Genomic DNA, 21,514 nt, shown 5'->3' with positions numbered 1-21,514 from the left:
CCCAACCGCCACCACCTGGCCGTTCCAGGCGCTTGCTTCTGAGCCTCAGGCCATGTCGCTGTGGCTGAATTCCTCCCCGAGAAAGTCGATCAGGCTGCGTACCGAAGGCAGCAGCCCTCGGCGCGAGGGGAAGATCGCATGCACGATGCCGCACCTTGGCGCCCAGTCGGGCACCAGTTCCAGCAGTCGCCCGGCCTCCAGGTCTTCACGCACCACCACCTTGGGCAGGTGGGCGATGCCGATGCCCGCCAACACTGCATGACGCAGCGCCAGCAGGTCGTCGGTGACCATCCGCGGTCGGTGGCGGATCAGTGCCTCGGCGCCGTCCGGGCCCAGCAATTGCCATTGATATTCACGTTGCGCCGCACCCCAGTGCACGCTCGGCAAACCGCTGAGGTCGGCCGGTGTTGCCGGGCCCGACAGGCGCTGGAGAAAATCCGGGTGGCCCACCAGGCACTGGGTGCTGTTGCCCAGCACCTTCATCACCAGGTCGGTGTTTTCCAGGGGCGGGAAGCGCACCCGCAGGGCGATGTCGAAGCCCTCGTGGATCAGGTCGACCCGGCGGTTGGTGCTCTCGATGAACAGTTCCACCAGGGGGTACTTGAGCATGAAGCGGGTAAGCATCGGCCCCACCCAGGAATTGAGCAGGGCCGTGGGGCAAGCCACGCGTACCAGCCCCTGGGGTTCGGAGCGGTTGCGTTCTATGACCTCCGCCGCGCCCTCGGCTTCCACCCGCATGGCCAGGCAGCGCTGGTAGTACTCCTGGCCGATCTCGGTCAGCGAACAGTGGCGGCTGGTGCGATGGATCAGGCGCACTCCAAGGCGTTCCTCCAACTGGGAAATCCGTCGGCTGAGCTTGGACTTGGGCATGTCCAGGGCCCGTCCCGCGGCGGCAAAGCCACGGTGCTCCACCACCTGGGTGAAGTAGTAGAGGGTGTTCAGATCTTCCAAGATCGTTCTCCAGATAGAACGCTAAGGGTGATTTTTGCAGTCTAGCGCGGCAAAGGTCTGAGTTTTAAGGTGTGTCCATCAGATAGTTCTGGAGGACGACATGAAAAACATCATTGGCATCTACACCAGTCCACGGCCCCATTGGGTCGGTGACGGCTTCCCGGTCCGTACCCTGTTTTCCTACGACAACCTCGGCCAGCACATCAGCCCGTTCCTGCTGCTGGATCACGCCGGCCCCGCGCAGTTCAGCCCCACCAGCGCCCGGCGCGGCGTCGGCCAGCACCCCCATCGCGGTTTCGAAACCGTAACCATCGTCTATGACGGCGAGGTGGAGCACCGGGATTCCACCGGCAGCGGCGGCAAGATCGGCCCTGGCGATGTGCAGTGGATGACCGCGGCCTCGGGGATCCTCCATGAGGAGTTCCATTCCACGGACTTCGCCCGGCGTGGCGGCAACCTGGAAATGGTCCAGTTGTGGGTCAACCTGCCGGCGAAGGACAAGCTCGCGGCGCCCGGTTACCAGACCATCGTTGCGGCGGACATCCCGCAGGTCCCGCTGCCGGGCAATGCCGGCAGCCTGCGCCTGATCGCCGGCGAGTTCGATGGCCACCGGGGCCCTGCACGGACTTTCACCCCGATCGACGTCTGGGACATCCGCCTGCAAGCCGGCAAGCACCTGGACCTGCCTCTGCATTCGGGGCGTAACAGCGCCCTGGTGGTATTGCGCGGCACGGTGCAGGTCAATGGCCAGGAGCTGGTGCGCGAAGGTCAGCTGGCGCTGCTGGAGCGTGACGGCCAGGACATCAGCCTGGAGGCCAACAACGACGCGATCGTGCTGTTGCTCAGCGGCGAGCCCATCGACGAACCCATCGTCGGCCACGGCCCGTTCGTGATGAACAGCGAAGAAGAGATTCATCAGGCCTTCGTCGATTTCCAATCGGGACGCTTCGGCCAGATGGACGCAACCGGTCACTGACCGGTTGCACTGGCGCGGCGGGCATCGGCCACCAGGCTTTGCCTGTCGCGTGCTACTCCCCGACGCCCGCCGTTACCCCGGCGGAGCGTGCCACGGGTTTCATCCAAGCCGGGTCTTCCGGCATCGATCATTAGCGAGGACTTCACATGACCACTGCATACAAGCGTTTGGACAAGGATAACGCCGCCGTTCTGCTGGTAGACCACCAGGCCGGCCTGCTGTCGCTGGTCCGCGATATCGAGCCCGATCGTTTCAAGAACAACGTGCTGGCCCTGGCCGACCTGGCCAAGTACTTCAAGTTGCCGACCATCCTCACCACCAGTTTCGAAACCGGCCCCAACGGCCCCCTGGTGCCGGAGCTCAAGGCGCTGTTCCCCGATGCGCCGTACATCGCCCGCCCGGGCCAGATCAATGCCTGGGACAACGAGGACTTCGTCAAGGCGATCAAGGCCACCGGCAAGAAGCAACTGATCATCGCCGGCGTGGTTACCGAAGTGTGCGTGGCGTTCCCGGCGCTCTCGGCCCTGGAAGAAGGCTTTGAAGTCTTCGTGGTTACCGACGCTTCCGGCACCTTCAATGCCCTGACTCGCGATTCGGCCTGGAACCGCATGTCCAATGCCGGCGCCCAGTTGATGACCTGGTTCGGCCTGGCCTGCGAGCTGCACCGCGACTGGCGCAACGACATCGAGGGCCTGGGCACCCTGTTCTCCAACCACATCCCCGACTACCGCAACCTGATGACCAGCTACAACACCCTGACCCAGGGCCAGTAATCCCTGAGTCGCGGCGGGCCCTGCGCCCGTCGCCCGATCCCGGCCCGGGGCGCACGCCCCGGGCTTTTCCAGCTATACCTGCTCCTGCGTCTTTCGTGCGATCGTGCCGTCTTCGTCATGCCGGAGTGCCTCGATGTCTTCCCTGTTCAGCGATCATCCGTTGTTGGCCGCGCTGTTCCTGCTGTTCCTGGATATGCTGCTCTGGCGCCTGATCGGTAGCCGTGGCGACTACTGGAAGCTGGCGGTACGGGTGCTGATCTTTTCCCTCTACAGCCTGATGCTGTTCAACCAGGGCATGAACCCGATGCAGGCCGCGCCCTGGCCCGACGACGTGCCCCTGCACCTGGCCGCCACCGGCCTGGAAATTGGCTGGTGGCTGTTTGGCGCGCGGACCCTGACGGTGTTGCTGGGCACCCTGATGATGCAGCGGGTGGGGCATACCGGGCGCCTGCTGCAGGACCTGATGGGCGCGGTGATCTTCCTCATCGCCATCATCGCCGCCCTGGCCTATGTGCTGGAACTGCCGGTCAAGGGCGTGCTGGCCACCTCCGGGGCCTTGGCGATCATCGTCGGCCTGGCCCTGCAAAGCACCCTCAGCGACCTGTTTTCCGGGATCGTCCTCAACACCACCAAGCCCTACCAGATCGATGACTGGATCGCCATCGACGGCACCGAGGGGCGGGTGCTGGACATCGACTGGCGCGCCACCCGGCTGCAGACCTCCCAGGGCAGCATGGTGGTGATCCCCAACTCCCTGGCGTCCAAGGCCAAGATCACCAACTTCAGCCGGCCGGTGGATGTTCATGGCCTGTCGGTGAGCGTGCAGGTCAGCCCCCACGCGCGCCCGCAGAAAGTCATCGAGGCCCTGGAACGGGCCACCCTGGGCTGCCGCCTGCTGTTGAGCACCCCGGCGGCCAGCGTGGCGATGAAGAGCACCAGCAGCAGTGGCGCGGAATACGAGATCAGCGGTTTTGTCGCCGACATGGGGCACAAGCGCGAGGTGCGCAACCAGCTGTTCGACCTGGCCTTCCGCCATTTGCAGGCCAGCGGCATCGGCCTGTTGTCCGCCAGCGAGACCAGCGGGCCTGCGCCCCTGTCGCGGCCCCGGGCGCTGCTGGACGCGTCGAGCATCTTCTCCACCCTGCGCCAGGATGAGAAGGACACCTTCAGCCAGAACATGCACCTGCAGACCTACCGTGCCGGCGAGACCATCCTGGCCCAGGGCGAGGTCAGCGATCACCTGTTCATCATCGAATCCGGAGTGGTTTCGGTGACCATGCAACGCGACGGCAAACCCTTCGAGGCCGGGCGCATGGGGCCGGGGGAGGTCATCGGCGAAGCCGGCGTGGTGGCCGATCAAGCCACAGTGGCGCAGTTTGCGGCCAAGACCTTCTGCAGCCTCTACCGCATCGACAACGAGTTCCTCAAGCCCTGCCTGGATGCGCGCCACGACATCAACGAGGCCATGAAGAACCTCCTGGATTTTCGCCGGCACATGGCCCAGACCCTGTCCCAGGCTGCGCCCAAGCCAGTGCCCAGGAAGGGTTTCCTGCAATGGCTGCGCAGCCGCACCTGAGGCGCCGGCCACCCCAAGCCCCGGCCCGGCCCTGGCCTGACAATGTCCCTGACATCGCCGCGTCTGCGCGCAGCCGTTCGCAGCCTGCGGCAGCGGCTACAAAAGTCGCCGAACGGCACTGGCCCTGTAGCCGCTGCTGAGCCTGCGAAGCTGCGCAAAGCCCGAAGGGCCTTGCCTGGCGATCTCCCGCCATGCCTCGCCAAGGCGCTGGGCCGCGACGGCATTGGTCTCCTCAAGTTCCCCGATAGCGGTCATGGGCCTGGGTGCGCGCGGCACGTAACGTAGCCCCACCTCGACCCGTGCTGTAGCGGTGGGCTTTCGCCACATCCCCCAGGAATGAAAGGTGCGGGCTTACTTGAAATACGCCCGCGGCGTGGTGCCGGTCATGGCCTTGAAGAAGGCGATGAAGATGCTGTCGCTGGCAAAGCCCAGTGCGCAGGCGCTGTAGCCGATGCCGCGGCCTGTGGCGAGCAGTTCGATGGCGCGCATCAGCCGCCACTGCTGGCGCCATTGCTGGTAGCTCAGGCCGGTTTCACGCTGGAAGATCCGGCCGATGGTGCGGCTGCTGGCGCCGACCCGGGTGGCCAGTACCTGCAATTGCGGTGGCAGTTGCTCCAGGTCCGCCAGCAGCGGTTGCAGGCGTTTGTCCCGGGGCAGGGGCAGCGACAGGGGCTGGTGCAGGGCCTGGCGGATTTCCTCGATGCACAGGCCCAGCAGGTGCGGGTAGCGGCCCTGGCTCCAGTCGCAGTCGAAGGCGGCCTGGGCCATGGGTTCCAGCACGGCCTGGAGCAGCGGGCTGACCTCGATCACCGCCACTTCGGCCGGCAGGCGCCGGCTCAGTTCGGCGCTGAAGTACAGCGAACGGTAGTCCACGCTCTGCTGCATTTGCGCGCGGTGCGTGACCCCCGGGGGAATCCACGCCGCCCGCGAGGGCGGCAGCAGGCACAGGCGATGGTCCAGGGTAATCCGCGTGCAGCCCTGGCGGGTGTACAGCAGTTGCCCGCGGCGGTGGCGGTGCAGGCCGGAGTCGTGGTCGCCGAGGGTCGCGGCGATGCCCAGCAAGGGGGCGTCGAAGCGGTCGGGGTCGAAGAGTGCCTGTGGTTCGAGCCAGGCCATGATTGACGTATTTCCGATGTTTGTTGGCAGGGTTGCGATAATACGCCAGGCGCCGCTGCCTAGAATCGCCGGCATGTTTTTTTTGCCGAGCACTGCCTGATGAATCCCCGTTCCCTGTTGCCCCTGGCGCTGGCCCTGCTGATGTTCCCGCAGCTCGCCCAGACCCTCTACAGCCCGGCCCTGGCCGATCTTGGCCGGGCCTTTGGCGTGGCCCCCGCGCAAGCGGCCCAGAGCCTTTCGGTGTTTGTCCTGGGGTTTGCCCCGGGGGTGCTGCTGTGGGGGCGCTTGAGCGATCTTTGGGGCCGGCGCCCGGCCTTGCTGGGTGGCCTGACGCTGTACGTCTTGGCCATCGGGCTGCAATTGCAGGTGCAGAGTTTTACCGCGCTGTTGCTGTGCCAGGCTCTCGCCGCCCTGGGCGTGGCGGCGGGCTCGGTGGTGACCCAGACCTTGCTGCGCGACCTGTTTCGCGGCAGTGAACTGGTGCGGGTGTTTTCCCTGGTGGGCATGGTCCTGGCGGCCAGCCCGGCCATTGGCCTGTTCAGTGGCGCCGGGCTGGTGCGGGCCTGGGGCTACCAGGGCGCACTGGCCGGGTTGCTGGTGCTGGCCCTGGCCTTGCTCGGCTGGTGCGCCCGGGCCTTGCCGGAAACCCGTGCGCCGGCGCAGCACCTGGCGCCCCTGGCCGGGACCTTGTGGCACATGCTCAGGGACCCGGGCATCTGGCGCTCGGCGCTGCTGGTGGCGCTGTTCAATGTAGCCTTGCTCAGCTACTACAGCCTCGGGCCGTTCCTGTTTCGCGACCTGGGGTGGGGCGAGCAGGGTTTTGGTTACAGCGGTGCGGGCCTGGCCCTGGCTTCGGGGCTGGGGGCCTGGCTCAATCGTCGGCTGCTGGGGCGGGGCTGGTCCGGTGACACCCTGCTGCGGCTGGCGGCCCTGGCGGTGACCCTGGGTGGCCTCGGGGTGACGGCGCTTGGGCACAGCCTGTGGTTGCTGCTGCCCATGCTCGGCGTGGTGCTGGGCTTCGGCCTGGCCATCCCCAATATCCTCGGCTCGGCGCTGGCGGCCTACAGCGACCGGCTGGGCAGCGCCGGGGCCGGGTTCGGCCTGTTCTACTACCTGCTGATTGGCGCCGGGTTGCTGCTGGTGGGCTGGGGCCAGGCCCTGGGGCCGACCCTGGGCCTGTGCGGGGTTGCGGCGCTGTTGTTGTGCCTGGTGCGGCGCCGGCAGCAGGGCTGAAGGGCGAGTTTGCGACACACGGTCGCCCCAGCGGCCGCCAAGGGGCCATTGTTTGACCATGATCAAGCCCTTCCCCGGGGTATCCGCGCAGTCTGTCAGCAGACCTGCGGATTCGCGCAGACCCCTTCCCGGCAATGGAGATCGGCAACATGGCCAAGATGAAAGCAGCGGTATTCGTGGAGAAGAACCGCATCGTGCTGGAAGACAAGGACATCCCCGAAATCGGTCCGCTGGACGCCCTGGTGCGGATCACCACCACCACCATCTGCGGCACCGACGTGCACATCCTGCGGGGTGAATACCCGGTGGCCAAGGGCCTGACCATCGGCCACGAGCCGGTGGGGGTGATCGAGCGCCTGGGCTCCCAGGTGCGTGGCTTCCACGAGGGCCAGCGAGTGATCGCCGGGGCCATCACCCCCAGCGGCCAGAGCTACGCCTGCCTCTGCGGCTGCGGCTCCCAGGACGGCCCGGACACCCGCCACGGTTTCCGCGCCACGGGCGGCTGGAAATTCGGCAACACCATCGATGGCTGCCAGGCCGAATACGTGCGTGTACCGGACGCCCTGGCCAACCTGTGCCCGATCCCCGACGGCCTGAGCGATGAAGAAGTGCTGATGTGCCCGGACATCATGTCCACCGGTTTCTCCGGCGCTGAGCGTGCCGAGGTGAACATCGGCGACAGTGTGGCGGTGTTCGCCCTGGGCCCCATCGGCCTGTGCGCGGTGGCCGGAGCAAGGCTCAAGGGTGCCACCACCATCATTGGCGTCGACACCGTGGCCGCGCGCATGAGCGTGGCGCGGGAGCTGGGGGCGACCCATGTGGTGGACTTCAAGCAGGGCGACGTGGTCAAGCAGATCATGGACCTCACCGACGGTCGCGGGGTCGATGTGTCGATCGAGGCCCTGGGCACCCAGGGCACCTTCGAGTCGGCGCTGCGGGTGCTGCGTCCGGGGGGCAAGCTGTCGAGCCTGGGGGTTTATTCCAGCGACCTGCGCATTCCCCTGGATGCCTATGCCGCCGGCCTGGGCGACCTGAGCATCCTCAGCACCCTGTGCCCGGGCGGCAAGGAACGCATGCGCCGGTTGATGGAGGTGGTCGCCAGTGGCCAGGTGGACCTCAAGCCGCTGGTGACCCACCGCTTCAAGCTCGACGACATCGAGGCCGCCTACGAGCTGTTCGCCAGCCAGCGCGACGGCGTGATGAAGATCGCCATCACCCCATGACCCCTGCCACTGGGCGCCCTTGATACCGGTCAAGGCGCCCGGCAGCACGGCATTCCACACTCAAGCTCACGTATCGCCCAAGGAGGAGCACCATGAGCCAGTACCAGCGTCTGTTGCTGATCGCCGATCCACAGCAGCACCAATCCCCCGCGGCGCGCCGTGCCGTTGCCCTGGCCCGGGCCAGCGGCGCGGCGCTGCACGCCCTGGTGTTCGTCGAACCGCCGGCGCGCACCTACCTGTGGGAAGAACACCTGGAAGACAGCGAGCGCGAAGCCTACCTGCAGCGCCACGAGCGCTGGTTGCAGGTGGAAGCGCAGTGGATGGCCGAGGAGGGCGTGCAGGTCACCACCCAGGTGATCTGGAGCACCCAGGTGCTCAAGGACATGCTCGCCTACATCGACGAGTTCCGGCCTGACCTGCTGATCAAGGACGTGACCCTGGAGTCGGCCCTCAAGCGCGTGTTCGTCACCCCGCTGGATTGCCACCTGCTGCGCGAGGCGCCGGTGCCGGTGCACCTGGTCAACGACGCGCCGCACAAGCTGCCCCGGCGGATTGTTGCCGCGGTGGACCCGGCCCAGTCCGACACCCAGATCCGCGGGCTCAATACGCAGATCATCCAGACCGCCCACGCCCTGGCCCTGCAATGCGACGCCCAGTTGCACCTGCTGTACGCCTACGACCTGATGCCGATGCTCGATGGCGTGGCGCCGGTGGCGTCCACCGCCTGGAGCGTCAACTGCCTGGACGAGCTGCGCGACTCCCTGCACAAGGAATTCGAACGCCTGGGGGATGAGCACAACGTGCCTCAGGAATTCCGCCACTTCGTCATGGGCCCGCCGGTGCCGGGCATCGCCCAGTTCGTCGACGAATACCTGGTGGACGTGGTGGTGATGGGCACGGTGCACCGCACCGGCTTTGGCCGCTTGATCGGCAGCACCACCGAACGCGCCTTGTACTCGATGCCGGGGAGCATCCTGGCGGTGAAGGCGTCTGGCGCGGCCTGACACCCACGCCCGTTTCAGTCCGGATCGGCGCGCTTGCTGCCAGGCAGGTACGGCAGCAAGCGCTCGGTTTCCTTGCGCAGCACCCCATAGCACTCGCAGCTGTGCTGTTCCAGCCGCGGCCGGTCAAGCACATTGATCCGGCCGCGGCTGTATTCGATGATGCCCTGGCGCTGCAGTTTGCCCGCGGCTTCGGTCACGCCTTCGCGACGCCCCCCGAGCATGTTGGCGATCAGTTCCTGGGTCATCACCAGCGGGTTGCCCGGCAGCCGGTCCAAAGACAGTAGCAGCCAGCGGCACAGTTGCTGGTCGATGGAGTGGTGGCGGTTGCACACCGCGGTCTGGGCCATCTGGGTGATCAGCGACTGGGTGTAGCGCAGCATCAGCAGGAGCATTTCGCCGTGGCGGTTGAATTCGTCCTTGAGGCGCAGGCCGGGCAGGCGCAAGGCGTGCCCGGCCTGCGCGGGCAGGGCCGCGGGTCATGCTGGCCCAGACCGCGGCATGAGTGTACTGGCCGCCATTTTCCCGCACTGCCGCGGCGTTGACGCGGGGGCAGGGGAATACACCGACCTGGATCAGCCTAATGGGATATTTTTCCCGTTTAACCCACCGGCGGCCGGTCCAGCGGTGATAATGCGCGCCAGCCACTCACGTTCAGCCATTGGAGCCCGTCGCGCCCATGTTCGTCATCACCCCGCAGGACCCTGAGACTTACCGTCGGCAAACCCGGCGCAGCACCTTGATCATCGCGCTGGTGTTCATTGCCCTGGCCATGCTGTTTTCCAGCGCGGCGGTGGCGCTGTTCGGCCAGCCCGGCGGAGACAATCTGCTGTGGAACGCGGCAGGTGTGTTCACCGGCCTGCTGATCAGCGCGGCGTTGTTGCGCAGTGTGTTCTGGAGCAAGCCGTGGATGGCGGCGGCGGTCTATGGCTGGCGCCTCAAGCGCAGCCTGATGCGGGTGACCAACGTCATGCACCAGGTTACCGCCGGGGTTGCGGCGGGGGATCCTGCGGCCCTCAAGCTGCTGCGTTTCTATCACCTGGGGCTGATCCAGATGCACCAGCTGGACGCCAACTCCAGCGCCCACGGGCAGATGCACGGTGAGGTGGAGCGGCATCTGGCGCTGCTGGCCGAGCATGGCATCGACCCGCACCAGGAACGCCTTGAAGCGCAATGGCTGGAAGCGGTGAAGCGGCACAAGACCCCTTGACCGGCAGGCCCCGGCGCTGCCGGGGCTATTACAGATACCGCCACAACGCCTGGGCAATCTCGCTGGGCTGGCACTGGGTGCCGAAGACTGCCTGGCCAATGCTCAGGCCCAGTTGCCGGTAACTCTCGAACTGCGCCTCGTCGAAAAACTGGTCCACGGTGCTCTGGTTGGGAAAACCCGGATTGGTCCGGGCGTAGTTCAGCACGTCCGGCGTCAGTCCGGCGATCAGCCGGGGCTTGAGCACCAGGATCCGGCAGTGGGGCGTCTGGCACAGGTCATCGTCACTGCCCGGGGAGTGGGCATGGACGTTGAGCAGCAGGGCGCATTTCTGGTTCTCGGCGCTCGGTGGCTGGCGGAATTCCTCAAGGCTGGCAAACACCGTCTTGAGCTGCGGATGGCTCAGAACCCCCGGGTCTTCGCGGATCTCCAGCGCCTGGTCGATGCGCGCCAGGCGCACCAGGTTGGCCAGGTCGTCGAACTGGTAGTCGGGGTCGCAGCCGGCGTCGCAGGTGACGATCAATTCCACCTTGCGCTCCTTGCGCAGCAGTTCGTAGGTACCGGTGTTTTCGAAGTGCCCGCCGTCTGACAGGTACTGGTAGTCGCGGCGGTAGCCGTGAAAGCGCGCGGTCAGTTCATAGAACAGGTAGGCCTGGGTGCCGTAGCGGGTCCAGGGCTTGAGGTCCCGGGGCACCCAGTGCTGTTGCCCGGGGTCGAGGAAGTGGCTGGGCCACCAGATGCCCAGGCGCACGTTGGCCAGCCCCAGCACCAGCGACATGCCGAGGCTGGTGGCGCGACCCAGGCCGGTGCTGAAGGCGGCGCCGGAGACGCCGATCCACTGGCCCAGGGTCAGCGGGCTCATGATCTCCGAGGCCGGGCCATGGTCGAGGTCGCGACGATAGGCCGTGCCATCGAGAATGTAGCGTTCTGCCGGGCATTCGGCGCTGGGGGCCGGGCTGTCGGGTGCCCAGTTCGGCGCGATGCACAGCGGCTTGCCCTTGCGGTCGCGCTGCACCAGTTGTTCGGCCGGGTCGACGGTCAGGTTCATGGTGACGTTGATCAAGTGCACCGGGCCGGCACTGGGGCTGGCGTAGTACTGCTGCAGCGACAGGTCGTCGCTGGACATGGGCTCGGCCACGCTCATGTAGGTGCGGCGCTGAGCGGCCGGGCCGTTGAAGCGTCGGCCATTGGAGGCGCCCAGGTAGGCGCGGATCAGCCGCGCCGAGTAGAAGGCCTGCAGCGATGAGGTATTGAGGAAGCTGATGAAGCGCCCGCTGATGTGGGTCAGCACGGCCGCCAGCAGGCTCAGCGCCGCCAGCCGCCAGGCCACCGCGTGGTCGCCGGACACCACCCCGCCGTCGTGGGCGATCCACTGCACCAGCAAGCCCCAGCACAGGCACAGCAGGCTCAGCAGCAGGCCGCCGGCAATCAGCGCGAGCACGTCCAGCGGCAGCTTGTGCATCCAGCCCGGCAGGCGTTTTTCATCCTTGAGCAGGGCCAGGCGCCGCACCAGCCACACCAGGCCCACCAGCAACAGCAGGCTGCCCAGGGCCCTCAGGTCGTGCAGGTAGCTGTACAGCGCCTGGGCCGCAGTCACCAGCAGGGCGAGAAAACCCAGCACCGCCACCGCGGCCATCGCCCGGCCCAGGGCGCGGGTGATCTGCACCCGATAGTTGCGCACGCTGTTGGCGCAGGCGTTGTCCTTGGCCGGGTCGCGGTTGTCGGCCAGGCGCCGCACCAGTTGCCGGGTGATCAGCAAGGCGCAACTGCCCACCAGGGCACAGCCCAGGGTCAGGGCGCCCACTGCCTGCCACTGGGCCAGCCAGTAGGCCAGGGCGCCGCTGAGCCACAGGCCGATGACTATGCCGAGCATGATCCGGTACGCCGCGTTGCCCATGCTCGGCGGCCGGTCCAGGTCGCCCTGGGGAATGACCAGCCAGTACGCCACGGCGCAGGGCAGGGCGAACAGCACGCCGGCCATCAGCGGCCAGAGCAGCAGGCTGGCCTGGCTCAGGACCTGGAACAGGCTCAGCAGGCTGAGCAGCAGCACGATGGGCAGGCCGATCATGGCCTGCAGCGACAGCCAGTTGCGCCAGGTCATGGCCAGGGCGTAGAGCATGTCGCCGGAGCCGGTGGGGGTCAGGTAGCGGCCGTTTTCCCGCAGCCAGGCCGCGGGGCCCTGGCCCGGTGGCCGAGTGGCGTAGTCGACGCCGGTGCTGATGCGCCCCGGCGGCTCGAAGCGCAGGGCCTGGTAGGCGTTGTGGGCGGCATGGGCCACCGGGTCCTGGGGAGCCTGCGGCTGCAGGCGCCCGGGGAGGAACAGGCTGCTGAAAAAACTGCCGATATAGCCACCGCCGCTGACCGTGGACAGGTAGTCGATGCGCGACAGCAGGCTGTGTTCGCGCGCGCCCGCAGGCTGTGGTTGCGCCTCGGCGGGGGCCGGAGCCCGGGCCATGGCTTGCAGCACCCCAAGGCCGAAGGTTGCACTGCGAATGCCGCCACCGGACAGTGCCAGCCCCCAGTTGCCCCGGCCGGGGGCGCCGGTTTCGGGGGCTTCCTGTTGCAGGCTCAGGCGCCTGAAGCGGATGCGTTGGTGCTCGATCTGGTACGAGGTATCGGCAGAGGTCATGGGCCTTCCTTGGAATCGGGTGTGGGGCACGAGCCAGGGGGAGTGCCAGGCCGGGTGCCCCGGCAAGCGACCGGCAGAATACCGGATGCCGCGGCCCTGATGTGCAGCGCAGAGCGTTCGGCGTCTGTCGGCAAGTGTTTTTTTAGCCGCGTGCCAGGGGCGCCGTGGCATGTGGCGGCTGCAATTGCGCAGGGGCTGCCATGCGCCTTGTGCATGAGAAAAGTGGGCCTGGTTATAACGTTAGATTTTATTCATATAAATGGACATAAGCTTTAGCCGCTATGCTGCCGCCAGTTTTTGACCTGGCCGCGTGATTTGTAGGGCTTTATTGATGGATGTGGGTAACTTCGGTTTTGTAGTCGCGGGCCTGGTAGTGGGTTTCATCGTAGGCATGACGGGTGTGGGGGGCGGTTCGCTGATGACCCCGATCCTGCTCTGGTTCGGCATCAACCCGGCCACGGCCGTGGGCACCGACCTGCTGTACGCGGCCATCACCAAATCCGGTGGGGTGCTGGTGCACCAGAAGAACCGCAACATCGACTGGCGCATCACCGGCTGGCTGACCCTGGGCAGCGTGCCGGCGGTGGCGCTGACCCTGTGGTTCCTGAAGAATCTCGACACCGACCCCCAGGCCCTGAACGCGGTGATCAAGCAGGGGCTGGGGTTCGTCCTGCTGCTCACGGCCCTGGCCATTGTCTTCAAGAAGAAACTCATGGCCTTCGCCCAGCGCCATGGCAGCGACTACCAGCCCAGCCCCGGCGGGCTCAATGGCCTGACCGTGGTCACCGGGGTGATCCTGGGCACCATGGTTGCCTTGACCTCTATCGGCGCCGGTGCCCTGGGCACCGTGGCGCTGTTCATCCTCTATCCGTTCCTGGCCACCAAGCGCCTGGTGGGCACTGAAATCGCCCACGCCGTGCCCCTGACCCTGGTGGCAGGCCTGGGCCACGCCAGCATGGGCAACATGGACTGGCACCTGCTGGGTTTCCTGCTGATGGGCTCGTTGCCCGGGATCTGGATCGGCAGCCACATGACCGGACGCATTTCCGACGAGATCCTGCGCCCGTGCCTGGCGGTCATGCTGTTTTCCATCGGTTACAAGCTGGCCTTCTGAAACCTGGCGCGGCGTTTCAGCTGCGCCGATACAGCGCCAGAAACCCCGCCAGCGCCAGCATCGCCGCACCGCAGCATTGATTGAGCCGGCGCATGCCGCTGGCGGTCAGGAACTTCGCCGCCTGCACGCCACCCGCGGCGTACAGCCCCATTACCAGCACCTCCACCACCGCAGTGACCAGCGCCAGAGTGGCGTACTGGATGAGGACCGGCTGGGTGGGGTCGACGAACTGCGGCAGGAACGCGGTGAAGAACAGCAGCACCTTGGGGTTGGTCATGGCCACCGAGAAGCTGCGCCGGAACACCTCTGCGCGCCGTGACTCGGCCTGTACCTGCTGGGCTCCGAGGGCCTGGGGCGCACTGCGCCAGAGCTGGATGCCGAGCCAGGCCAGGTAGCACACCCCGAGCCATTTCAAGGCCATGAACAACTGCTGCGAGGCCATCAGCATGGCCCCCAGCCCGAGGCCCACGGCAGCGATGATCAGCACATCCGAGAGCGCCGCACCGGCCATGCCCACCGCCACCAGCTGGCGATTGCGCGAGGTGCCGTTGGCCATGGCCAGGAGTGAGGTCGGCCCGGGAATCAGGGCGCCGATAAAACAGCTGGAGGTGTAGAGCAGCAAGGTGGTGGTATTCATCGCGCGGTTCTCGGCGGGCAGGTGGCAATGCCGGTGCAGAATGCCTCAGGCTGGCGCGGGTTTAAAGGCATTCGCCGGGCACTTTGGCCGCCGTTGTCGAATCAGCTTTGCCGTTTGCCAACTTCTGCGGATCCACGGGGTCAGTTATCCTGCGCTGGCCATTGGATGGCAGTGTTGCCTTTTTCCTTTTCTGTGATGTGTTCATGACTACTTCTCCACCTCGTGGTGCAGCGCCCAAGACCTCCCGCGGCGGCGAGATCGGTGCTGCAATCCGTCGCTTCGACTGGTCGCAGACCGCGGTGGGCCCTCGTGAAGGCTGGCCCGGCCTGCTGCGCAGTACCTTGAGCCAGATGCTCGAGTCCCCGGAGAGCCTGTACCTGCTGTGGGGGCCGCAGATGCAGTTCTTCTTCAACGATGCCTACCGCCCGGTCCTCGGCCCGCGCCTGGCCAATGCCCTGGGGCAGACCATCCAGACCCTCTGGGCCGATGCCTGGCCGGATGTCCAGCCGATGGTGGAGCAGGCGTTTCTCGGTTACTCCTGCCGCCACGAAGACCTGCCGGTGAACATGCAGCGCTACCCTGGCGAAGAGCTGACCTGGTGGTCGTTCTCCATGAGCCCGGTGTATGACGAGGACGACGAACAGGTGCTCGGAGTGCTGTGCCACACCGTGGAGACCACCGATCGCGTGCTGCTGGCCCGGCACGCCCGGCAGACCGAGGCGCACCTGCGCGAAACCCGCGAGCTCAATACCCGGGTGCTGGCCGCCAGCAACGACTGCATCAAGGTGCTGGACCTCGATGGCCAGCTGTCGTTCATGAGCGAAGGTGGCCTGCGGGTCATGGAGGTCAGTGATTTCAATGCGGTGCGGGGCTGCCCCTGGCCGGAGTTCTGGCAGGGCCAGGGCCACCAGGAGGCCCGGGATGCCATTGCCGCCGCACGCCAGGGCCGCTCGACACGGTTTCAGGGCGCCGCCGATACCCTCCAGGGGCGTACCAAATGGTGGGATGTGCAGGTTACGCCGATGCTCGACGCGGCCGGCCAGCCGGAGAAGATCCTCTGTATTTCCCGGGACATCAGCGCCACCCGCGAGGCGCAGGAGGAACTGCGGCGGCTCAATGAGTCTCTGGAGCAGCGGGTCCAGGAGCGTACCCAGGAGCGCGACCGGATCTGGCAGCTGTCCACGGACCTGATGCTGGTGGCCGACTTCAATGGCCGCATCGTCGCCGTCAACCCGGCCTGGACCCAGCTCCTGGGCTGGCAGCGCGAGGAACTGGAAGGCAGCAGTTTCTACGATTTCATCCACCCCCAGGACAGCCTGGCCGCGGCGGGGGCGGCGGCCGATCTGTCCCGGGGCGAGAGCTTTTCGCGCTTCGAGAACCGCTTTCGCCACCGCGACGGTTCCTATCGCTGGATGGCCTGGAGCGCCGTGCCGGATCCGCACCACATTCACGCCGTGGGCCGTGACATGCAGGCCGAGCGCGAGGCCGCCCAGGCGCTGCGCAAGACCGAGGACATCCTGCGCCAGGCGCAGAAGATGGAGGCGGTGGGGCAACTGACCGGTGGCGTGGCCCACGACTTCAACAACCTGCTGACGGTGATCCGCTCTTCCACCGACCTGTTGCGCCGCAACCTCAGCGAAGAGCGCCGGCAGCTGTACATCAAGGCGATTTCCGACACCGTCGACCGCGCCAGCAAGCTCACCGGCCAGCTCCTGGCGTATGCCCGCCAGCAGAACCTGCGCCCGGAGACCTTCGACGTCGGCGCCAGCGTGCAGTTGCTGGCGCAGATGATCAATCCACTGATCGGCGCCTGCATCGAACTGCGTATCGAGTTGCCGCAGCAGCCTTGCTACATCCACGCCGATGCCGGCCAGTTCGACACGGCGCTGATCAATATGGCGGTCAATGCCCGGGACGCCATGCAGGGCGAAGGCTTGCTGGTGGTGGCTGTGGAGCGGGTGGCGCAGATTCCCCCCAGTGCCAGCCAGGGTGCCCAGGCCGGGGACTTTGTCGCGGTATCCCTGACTGATACCGGCGCCGGCATCGACCCCCAGCAGATCGAACGGATCTTCGAACCCTTCTTCACCACCAAGGAGGTGGGCAAGGGCACCGGCCTGGGCTTGTCCCAGGTGTTCGGTTTCGCCCAGCAATCGGGCGGCGGCCTGGCGGTGCACAGCCAGCCGGGGCAGGGCACGTGCTTTACCCTGTACCTGCCGCGCGCGGAGGCCCTGGCCGGCTTGCCGACGCCAACCCAGGCGGTGGTGCCCATGATCGACGGCCAGGGCATGACCCTGCTGGTGGTGGAGGACAATCCCGAAGTCGGCGTGCTGCTGGCCCAGTCCCTGAACGAGCTGGGCTACCAGACCGAATGGGCCACCAGCGCGGCGGAGGCCCTGCGCCGCCTGGGCGAGGAGCGGACCCGATTCCAGGCGGTGTTTTCCGATGTGGTGATGCCGGGCATGAGCGGTATCGAACTGGCCAGCCGGATCCGTTGCGACTATCCGCGGTTGCCGGTCATCCTCACCAGCGGCTACAGCCCGGCCCTGGCCCAGGGCCAGACCCGGGAATTCGTATTCCTGCAAAAGCCCTACTCGGTGGCGGAACTGGCCCTGGCCCTGAGCGCGGCGATCGGCCAGCCCGAGGTGCCGTAGGCACCCGTTTCAACTCAGGCTGGCTTCGATCACCAGGACATTGGCGCTGGCGGTGCGCACGTTGAAGCAACGCGTGGGGCTGATGGTGGAGCCTGCTTCGATCAGCACTTCCTGTTCATGTTCCATGCCGGCGCCGCCTTTGCGATAGACCACGGCCTTGCGGTTGCCGTAGGGCGCGCTGAGGATCCAGATCGCCGGGGCTGGGTTGGGGGCCGGGAGCAGGTCGTTGTACGCATGCCAGGCGGCAATTTGAGGGCACAAAGAGGTCGAGAGCGGTTTGTTGGTGACGAAGGTTGCTACTTCGCTCGGGCGGCAGGAACCACCGTGGAACAGCACCTGGCCGGGAGCGATAAACCGTCCGAAGTGCCTGACCTCGGTATTCAAGGTGCCCGCAGTGAACTTGCCAGATGCTCTTTGATACTCCTTGAGCGGTGCGGAATCCTTGAGGTAGGGCATGGCCGCCTTGGCTTGCCTGAGCTGGGGGTGCACATGGAGTTGGCGGCGGAATTCGTTGACCACGCCCGAACCGCCGTAGTGGTCCAGGGTGTGCAGCACAAAGTCCCTGGCGTTACGCACGGTCTGTTGCACGCGCAAGGGCCGGGTTGGCCAGTTGTTCTTCAACGCGGCCTCGTGATACAGCCGTTCCCGCTCATCCGGAGGGCTGTCGCTGATGGGGTAGAGGTCGATCAAGGGAAGGTGGGTCATGGGGGGCTGGCCTGGTACTCATCCGCGGCGGGCGGCGGGCAAATAGTCGCCAAGCCTCTGTTGCAGAGGCTTGGACGCAGGAGTCTTGCATGCTTGCCGGGCCCTGGCAATGGTTCGCGCGGCCCGGGTTCAGCTGGCCTTGCTGAACCATTCCTGGGCCGAACGCCACAGGCACACGCCGAGAAAGTAGGCCGAGGCTGCCAGCCACAAGCCCATGATCGGCGGGCTGTGCAGCGGGTGGCTGAGGATCAGCAATGCGCCGCTGAGCAGCCAGACGAAGGTCACGATGATGTTCAACCCCATCCACTTGCGTACCCGGAACGGATGCAGGAACTGCACCCGGGTGGCGGTCAGCAGGGCCAGGGCGAAGATGCTCAGCAGGCTCAGCCAGGGGCCGGGCTCGATCAGGTAGAAGCACAGGGCGACCACGTTCCAGGCCGCGGGAAAGCCCTGGAAGTAGTTGTCGTGGCTCTTCATGTTGACGTTGCAGAAACACAGCAGCGACGACAGCAGGATCAGCGAGGTGGCCAGCAGTGCGCTGTATTCCGGCAGGGGAATGTAGCGGTAGATGAACAGCGCCGGGATGAACACATAGGTCAGGTAGTCGATCACCAGATCCAGCACCGAGCCGTCGATGTTGGGCAGCACCGAGCTGGTCTTGACCTTGCGCGCCAGGGAGCCGTCGACGCCATCCACCAGCAGCGCCACCCCCAGCCATAGCAGGCAGGCCTTGGGCTGGTTGTCGAACAGTGCCAGGGTGGCGAGCAAGGCACTGACCACTCCGGTGGCGGTGAAGCCATGGGCGCCCCAGGCTTTGATTCTGGCGATCTGCAGGGTCGATATCACGGACGTTTCTCCAGCGGCGGTGGTGCCTGGGCGATGAACGGCGCAGCAGCGCCGGCAAGCCTGGCCAGGTTGCAGTTATCGACCGGAAAGCCTGGCAGAAGGTTCAGCGCGAACCTTGAATCAGGCCCGGCGGCGCAAGCGCCGGGCCAGTGGCTGGCCTGGCCCGAGTGCGCGGTCGAGGGGGCTGGTTTGAGTCTAGGCGCCACTCTGGGCGAGGCAACAGGAAAAACGCCACGTGACCGAAGATCAGGTGGCGTTGCGGGCAGGCGCAGGCATCGGAGGGGCTGCTGGGTTGATTACTTCCCGGTCTCCAGGGCCGTGAGGATGGCGTGGGCGGCCTTGATCCGCTCCTCGTTGGGATAGTTCTTGTTGGCCAGCAGGACAATGCCGACCTGCTGGCTCGGGACGAACACTACATAGGCGCCAAAACCGCTGGTGGAACCGGTCTTGTTGTACAGCGCGTCGGCCTTGGGGGCTGCGGCCGGGGTCAGCCATTGCACCGGGTGCGGCTCAAGGGCCATGGCCGATGAGTTGCCCGCCAGCAGGCGCGCCAGGGGCACTGGGTAGGCGTAGCGCTCCCAACCCAGGCCCTGGGTCATGTCGCCGACCCGGTAGTAGCCGCTCTGGGTCGCCACCATGGCTTGTTGCAGGGGGCGGCCGAACTGGCCCGGTTGCAGGTTGCCGGCAATGAATTGCAGCAGGTCCGGGGCGCTGGTCTTGACCCCGTAGGCTTCGGCGTCCAGCGGCCCGGGGCTGAGGCGGATCGGCCGGTTCTGCTTGTCGTAGCCCTGGGCGTAGTGCCCCAGCTGGTCCTTGGGCAGATGGATGTAGCTGTGCTTGAGGCCGAATTTGGGGAACAGCGTCTGCTCCATCAACCGGTCGAACGGCTGGCCCAGGCTGCGGGCGGCCAGGTAGCCGAGCAGGCCGATGCTGGGGTTGGAATACTGGCGCTGGGTGCCGGGGCTGAAGGTGGGCTTCCAGGTGTTGTAGTAGTCCAGGGTCTTGTCTTCACCCTGCACTTCGTCGGGGAACTGCAAGGGCAGGCCGCCGGCGGTGTAGGTGCCCAGCTGCAGCAGGCTGATGCCGTCGAAGGCGCTGCCGCGCAGGGCCGGCAGGTACTGGCTGGCGTGGTCCTCAAGGGCCAGCTTGCCGCTGGCCTGGGCGTAGCCGGCGAGGGTGGCGGTGTAGGTCTTGCTCACCGAGCCCACCTCGAACAGGGTGTCGTTGTCCACCGGCTGTTGATTGTCCTTGGAGGCGACCCCGTAGTTAAAGTAATGTCGCTTGCCGTTGGCGATGATCGCCACCGCCATGCCGGGAATGCCCTGCTGGTGCATCAGCGGGCGGATGGTGGCGTCCACGGTGGTTTTCAGCGCGCTGTCGGCGGTGGTCTCGGCGAAGGCGCTGGAGGCGCCCAGTAGCAGTGCGCAGGCGCTGATGACGCTTAGTCCGGTCAAGGTTGTGTGCCGCATGATTGGTTGGTTTCCCTGGGTTCTGGTTATGTACGCCGCGTTTGTCCCAGCGGCTTTGCGGCCTGGGCGTTCTTCGCGGGAACGCCTCGGGCGGCCTGCCCGCGAAGCCTTCCTGGTTCAGGAGGGCGTGGCCGGTGCCGCGCGAGCGAGGCCAATGTAGGCAGTTTACGGCGCATCGACAAACGACCATATTTTGCACGAGCCATTAGAAAAACTAGGGAATGCCCATGCTCCGTCCCCATCTGCCCCTGAATGCGCTGCGGGCTTTCGAAGCCTCGGCACGGCACTTGAGTTTCACCCGTGCGGCCATTGAGCTGTGCGTGACCCAGGCGGCGGTCAGCCACCAGGTCAAGGGCCTGGAGGCCCAGCTCAACGTCACCCTGTTCAAGCGCCTGCCCAGGGGCCTGATGCTCACCAGCGAAGGCGAGACTCTGCTGCCGGTGCTGCGCGAATGCTTCGACCGCATCGCCCAGACCCTGGGACGATTCGAGGGCGGGCACTATCGTGAAGTGTTGACGGTGGGCGCGGTGGGCACCTTCGCCGTGGGCTGGTTGCTGCCGCGGCTGGAGGACTTCCAGGCACGCCATCCTTATGTCGACCTGCGCCTGAGCACCAACAACAACCGGGTGGACGTGGCGGCCGAGGGCCTGGACTACGCCATCCGCTTTGGCACCGGGGCCTGGCACGGCATCGAGGCGCTGGCGTTGTTGCAGGCGCCACTGTCGGTCTTGTGCGTGCCGGAACTTGCCCGCCAGTTGCACAGCCCGGCGGACCTGCTGGGGCAGACCTTGCTGCGCTCCTATCGCACCGACGAATGGCCGCAGTGGTTCCAGGCGGCAGGGCTGGGGGCCAACAGCCTGTTGCCCCAGAGCGTGGTCTTCGACTCGTCCCTGGGCATGCTCGAAGCGGCGCTGCAAGGCCTGGGCGTGGCCCTGGCGCCGCCCTTGATGTTCCAGCGCCAGTTGGCCAGTGGCGCGGTGGTGCAGCCCTTCGACATCGGCATTGTCACCGGCAGCTACTGGCTGACCCGCCTGCAATCCCGGGCCGAAACCCCGGCCATGGGCGCGTTCAAGGCCTGGCTGCTGGAAGCGGTGGCCGGCTAGCCATCAATAGCGCCAATGCCCCGGTGTCCAGACCCACTGGCCGGCGTGCCAGCGGTAATGCCCGGCAACCCAGTGATAGCTCGGCGCCGGCGCCATCGGAATCACCTCGACAATGGGCGGCGGCGGTGGCGGCCGGCGAGGATGGGCCGGGGCCACCACGCAGCCTGCCAGGGTGGTGCCAAGCAAGGTGGCAATGAGAATGCTTTGGATCGTGCGAAGCATGGGCGGTTTCCTGAGGGGGCAGTGGGCCCGCGGCCATCGCGGGCGGTCGAGGGTTGAACGTGGCCCGGGGCGAAATCCGTCG

18 protein-coding genes and 1 pseudogene are annotated in these 21,514 nt (G+C 66.4%); 10 read left to right on the top strand and 9 right to left on the bottom strand.

Going from position 1 to position 21,514, the window contains the following annotated elements; all coding sequences use genetic code 11:
• Positions 1-45: 45 nt before the first annotated feature.
• Entirely contained in the window at positions 46-954 is a 909-nt protein-coding gene (locus tag ABCR88_RS22505) for a LysR substrate-binding domain-containing protein (protein WP_026020155.1), read from the bottom strand.
• Positions 955-1,051: 97 nt separating this feature from the next.
• Between ABCR88_RS22505 and ABCR88_RS22500 the strand changes: the two genes are divergently transcribed.
• From ABCR88_RS22500 to ABCR88_RS22490, 3 genes are all read left to right on the top strand, one after another.
• Positions 1,052-1,927 carry a pirin family protein gene (locus ABCR88_RS22500; protein WP_011062355.1) on the top strand — a complete coding sequence of 292 codons (876 nt, stop codon included), beginning with the start codon at positions 1,052-1,054 and terminating at the stop codon, positions 1,925-1,927.
• A 146-nt stretch (positions 1,928-2,073) separates the two neighbouring features.
• Complete coding sequence (gene ycaC, locus ABCR88_RS22495) at positions 2,074-2,700, top strand: isochorismate family cysteine hydrolase YcaC (RefSeq protein WP_011062354.1); 627 nt, start codon at positions 2,074-2,076, stop codon at positions 2,698-2,700.
• 133 nt (positions 2,701-2,833) lie between these two features.
• Positions 2,834-4,276 (top strand): mechanosensitive ion channel family protein, encoded by a 1,443-nt coding sequence (locus tag ABCR88_RS22490; protein ID WP_015636404.1) that lies wholly within the window; start codon positions 2,834-2,836, stop codon positions 4,274-4,276.
• A gap of 351 nt (positions 4,277-4,627) precedes the next feature.
• On the opposite strand, the gene ABCR88_RS22485 is transcribed toward ABCR88_RS22490, so the two are convergent.
• The gene (locus ABCR88_RS22485; RefSeq protein WP_041119235.1) at positions 4,628-5,392 is read right to left on the bottom strand and encodes a helix-turn-helix transcriptional regulator; all 765 of its coding nucleotides are present in this window, start codon (positions 5,390-5,392) and stop codon (positions 4,628-4,630) included.
• A gap of 99 nt (positions 5,393-5,491) precedes the next feature.
• On the opposite strand from ABCR88_RS22485, the gene ABCR88_RS22480 reads away from it, so the two are divergent.
• The 3 genes from ABCR88_RS22480 to ABCR88_RS22470 all read left to right on the top strand — a co-directional run bounded on the left by ABCR88_RS22480 (position 5,492) and on the right by ABCR88_RS22470 (position 8,852).
• Entirely contained in the window at positions 5,492-6,625 is a 1,134-nt protein-coding gene (locus tag ABCR88_RS22480) for an MFS transporter (protein ID WP_350403569.1), read from the top strand.
• A 149-nt stretch (positions 6,626-6,774) separates the two neighbouring features.
• Positions 6,775-7,848 (top strand): NAD(P)-dependent alcohol dehydrogenase, encoded by a 1,074-nt coding sequence (locus ABCR88_RS22475; protein ID WP_026020156.1) that lies wholly within the window; start codon positions 6,775-6,777, stop codon positions 7,846-7,848.
• A gap of 92 nt (positions 7,849-7,940) precedes the next feature.
• Positions 7,941-8,852, top strand: coding sequence for a universal stress protein (locus ABCR88_RS22470; RefSeq protein ID WP_350403568.1), 912 nt, complete (start codon positions 7,941-7,943; stop codon positions 8,850-8,852).
• A gap of 14 nt (positions 8,853-8,866) precedes the next feature.
• Here ABCR88_RS22470 and ABCR88_RS22465 read toward each other — a convergent pair.
• Positions 8,867-9,307: pseudogene (locus tag ABCR88_RS22465) on the bottom strand (helix-turn-helix domain-containing protein); the annotation flags it as partial.
• A 221-nt stretch (positions 9,308-9,528) separates the two neighbouring features.
• Between ABCR88_RS22465 and ABCR88_RS22460 the strand changes: the two are divergent.
• The gene (locus ABCR88_RS22460) at positions 9,529-10,059 is read left to right on the top strand and encodes a DUF3087 domain-containing protein (RefSeq protein ID WP_011062343.1); all 531 of its coding nucleotides are present in this window, start codon (positions 9,529-9,531) and stop codon (positions 10,057-10,059) included.
• 28 nt (positions 10,060-10,087) lie between these two features.
• Here ABCR88_RS22460 and ABCR88_RS22455 read toward each other — a convergent pair whose 3' ends face one another.
• Positions 10,088-12,685, bottom strand: a complete 2,598-nt coding sequence (locus tag ABCR88_RS22455; RefSeq protein ID WP_350403567.1) for a hypothetical protein — start codon at positions 12,683-12,685, stop codon at positions 10,088-10,090.
• A gap of 331 nt (positions 12,686-13,016) precedes the next feature.
• On the opposite strand from ABCR88_RS22455, the gene ABCR88_RS22450 reads away from it, so the two are divergent.
• Positions 13,017-13,799 (top strand): sulfite exporter TauE/SafE family protein, encoded by a 783-nt coding sequence (locus ABCR88_RS22450; protein ID WP_011062341.1) that lies wholly within the window; start codon positions 13,017-13,019, stop codon positions 13,797-13,799.
• A 16-nt stretch (positions 13,800-13,815) separates the two neighbouring features.
• Here ABCR88_RS22450 and ABCR88_RS22445 read toward each other — a convergent pair whose 3' ends face one another.
• Complete coding sequence (locus tag ABCR88_RS22445) at positions 13,816-14,436, bottom strand: LysE family translocator (protein WP_041119221.1); 621 nt, start codon at positions 14,434-14,436, stop codon at positions 13,816-13,818.
• Positions 14,437-14,639: 203 nt separating this feature from the next.
• On the opposite strand from ABCR88_RS22445, the gene ABCR88_RS22440 reads away from it, so the two are divergent.
• The gene (locus tag ABCR88_RS22440) at positions 14,640-17,087 is read left to right on the top strand and encodes a PAS domain-containing protein (protein ID WP_041119219.1); all 2,448 of its coding nucleotides are present in this window, start codon (positions 14,640-14,642) and stop codon (positions 17,085-17,087) included.
• Positions 17,088-17,096: 9 nt separating this feature from the next.
• Here the strand turns inward: ABCR88_RS22440 and ABCR88_RS22435 are convergent, their stop codons facing one another.
• The 3 genes from ABCR88_RS22435 to ampC all read right to left on the bottom strand — a co-directional run bounded on the left by ABCR88_RS22435 (position 17,097) and on the right by ampC (position 20,107).
• Positions 17,097-17,792 carry a hypothetical protein gene (locus ABCR88_RS22435; protein ID WP_350403566.1) on the bottom strand — a complete coding sequence of 232 codons (696 nt, stop codon included), beginning with the start codon at positions 17,790-17,792 and terminating at the stop codon, positions 17,097-17,099.
• 129 nt (positions 17,793-17,921) lie between these two features.
• Entirely contained in the window at positions 17,922-18,638 is a 717-nt protein-coding gene (gene pcsA, locus ABCR88_RS22430; protein WP_011062338.1) for a phosphatidylcholine synthase, read from the bottom strand.
• Positions 18,639-18,934: 296 nt separating this feature from the next.
• Positions 18,935-20,107 carry a class C beta-lactamase gene (ampC, locus tag ABCR88_RS22425; RefSeq protein ID WP_232643508.1) on the bottom strand — a complete coding sequence of 391 codons (1,173 nt, stop codon included), beginning with the start codon at positions 20,105-20,107 and terminating at the stop codon, positions 18,935-18,937.
• 227 nt (positions 20,108-20,334) lie between these two features.
• Between ampC and ABCR88_RS22420 the strand changes: the two genes are divergently transcribed.
• On the top strand, positions 20,335-21,210 hold the full coding sequence (locus ABCR88_RS22420) for a LysR substrate-binding domain-containing protein (RefSeq protein WP_232643507.1): 876 nt from the start codon (positions 20,335-20,337) through the stop codon (positions 21,208-21,210).
• Positions 21,211-21,213: 3 nt separating this feature from the next.
• On the opposite strand, the gene ABCR88_RS22415 is transcribed toward ABCR88_RS22420, so the two are convergent.
• Positions 21,214-21,432: a YXWGXW repeat-containing protein gene (locus tag ABCR88_RS22415; RefSeq protein WP_011062335.1), complete on the bottom strand. Its 219-nt coding sequence runs from the start codon at positions 21,430-21,432 to the stop codon at positions 21,214-21,216.
• Between the last annotated feature and the right edge of the window lie 82 nt (positions 21,433-21,514).

Origin of the sequence: Pseudomonas sp. W17, assembly GCF_040268305.1 — a bacterium.
Lineage (GTDB): Bacteria > Pseudomonadota > Gammaproteobacteria > Pseudomonadales > Pseudomonadaceae > Aquipseudomonas > Aquipseudomonas protegens.
The sequence above is the reverse complement of the archived record's forward strand: the minus strand, read 5'-3'. Positions and strand labels throughout refer to the sequence as shown.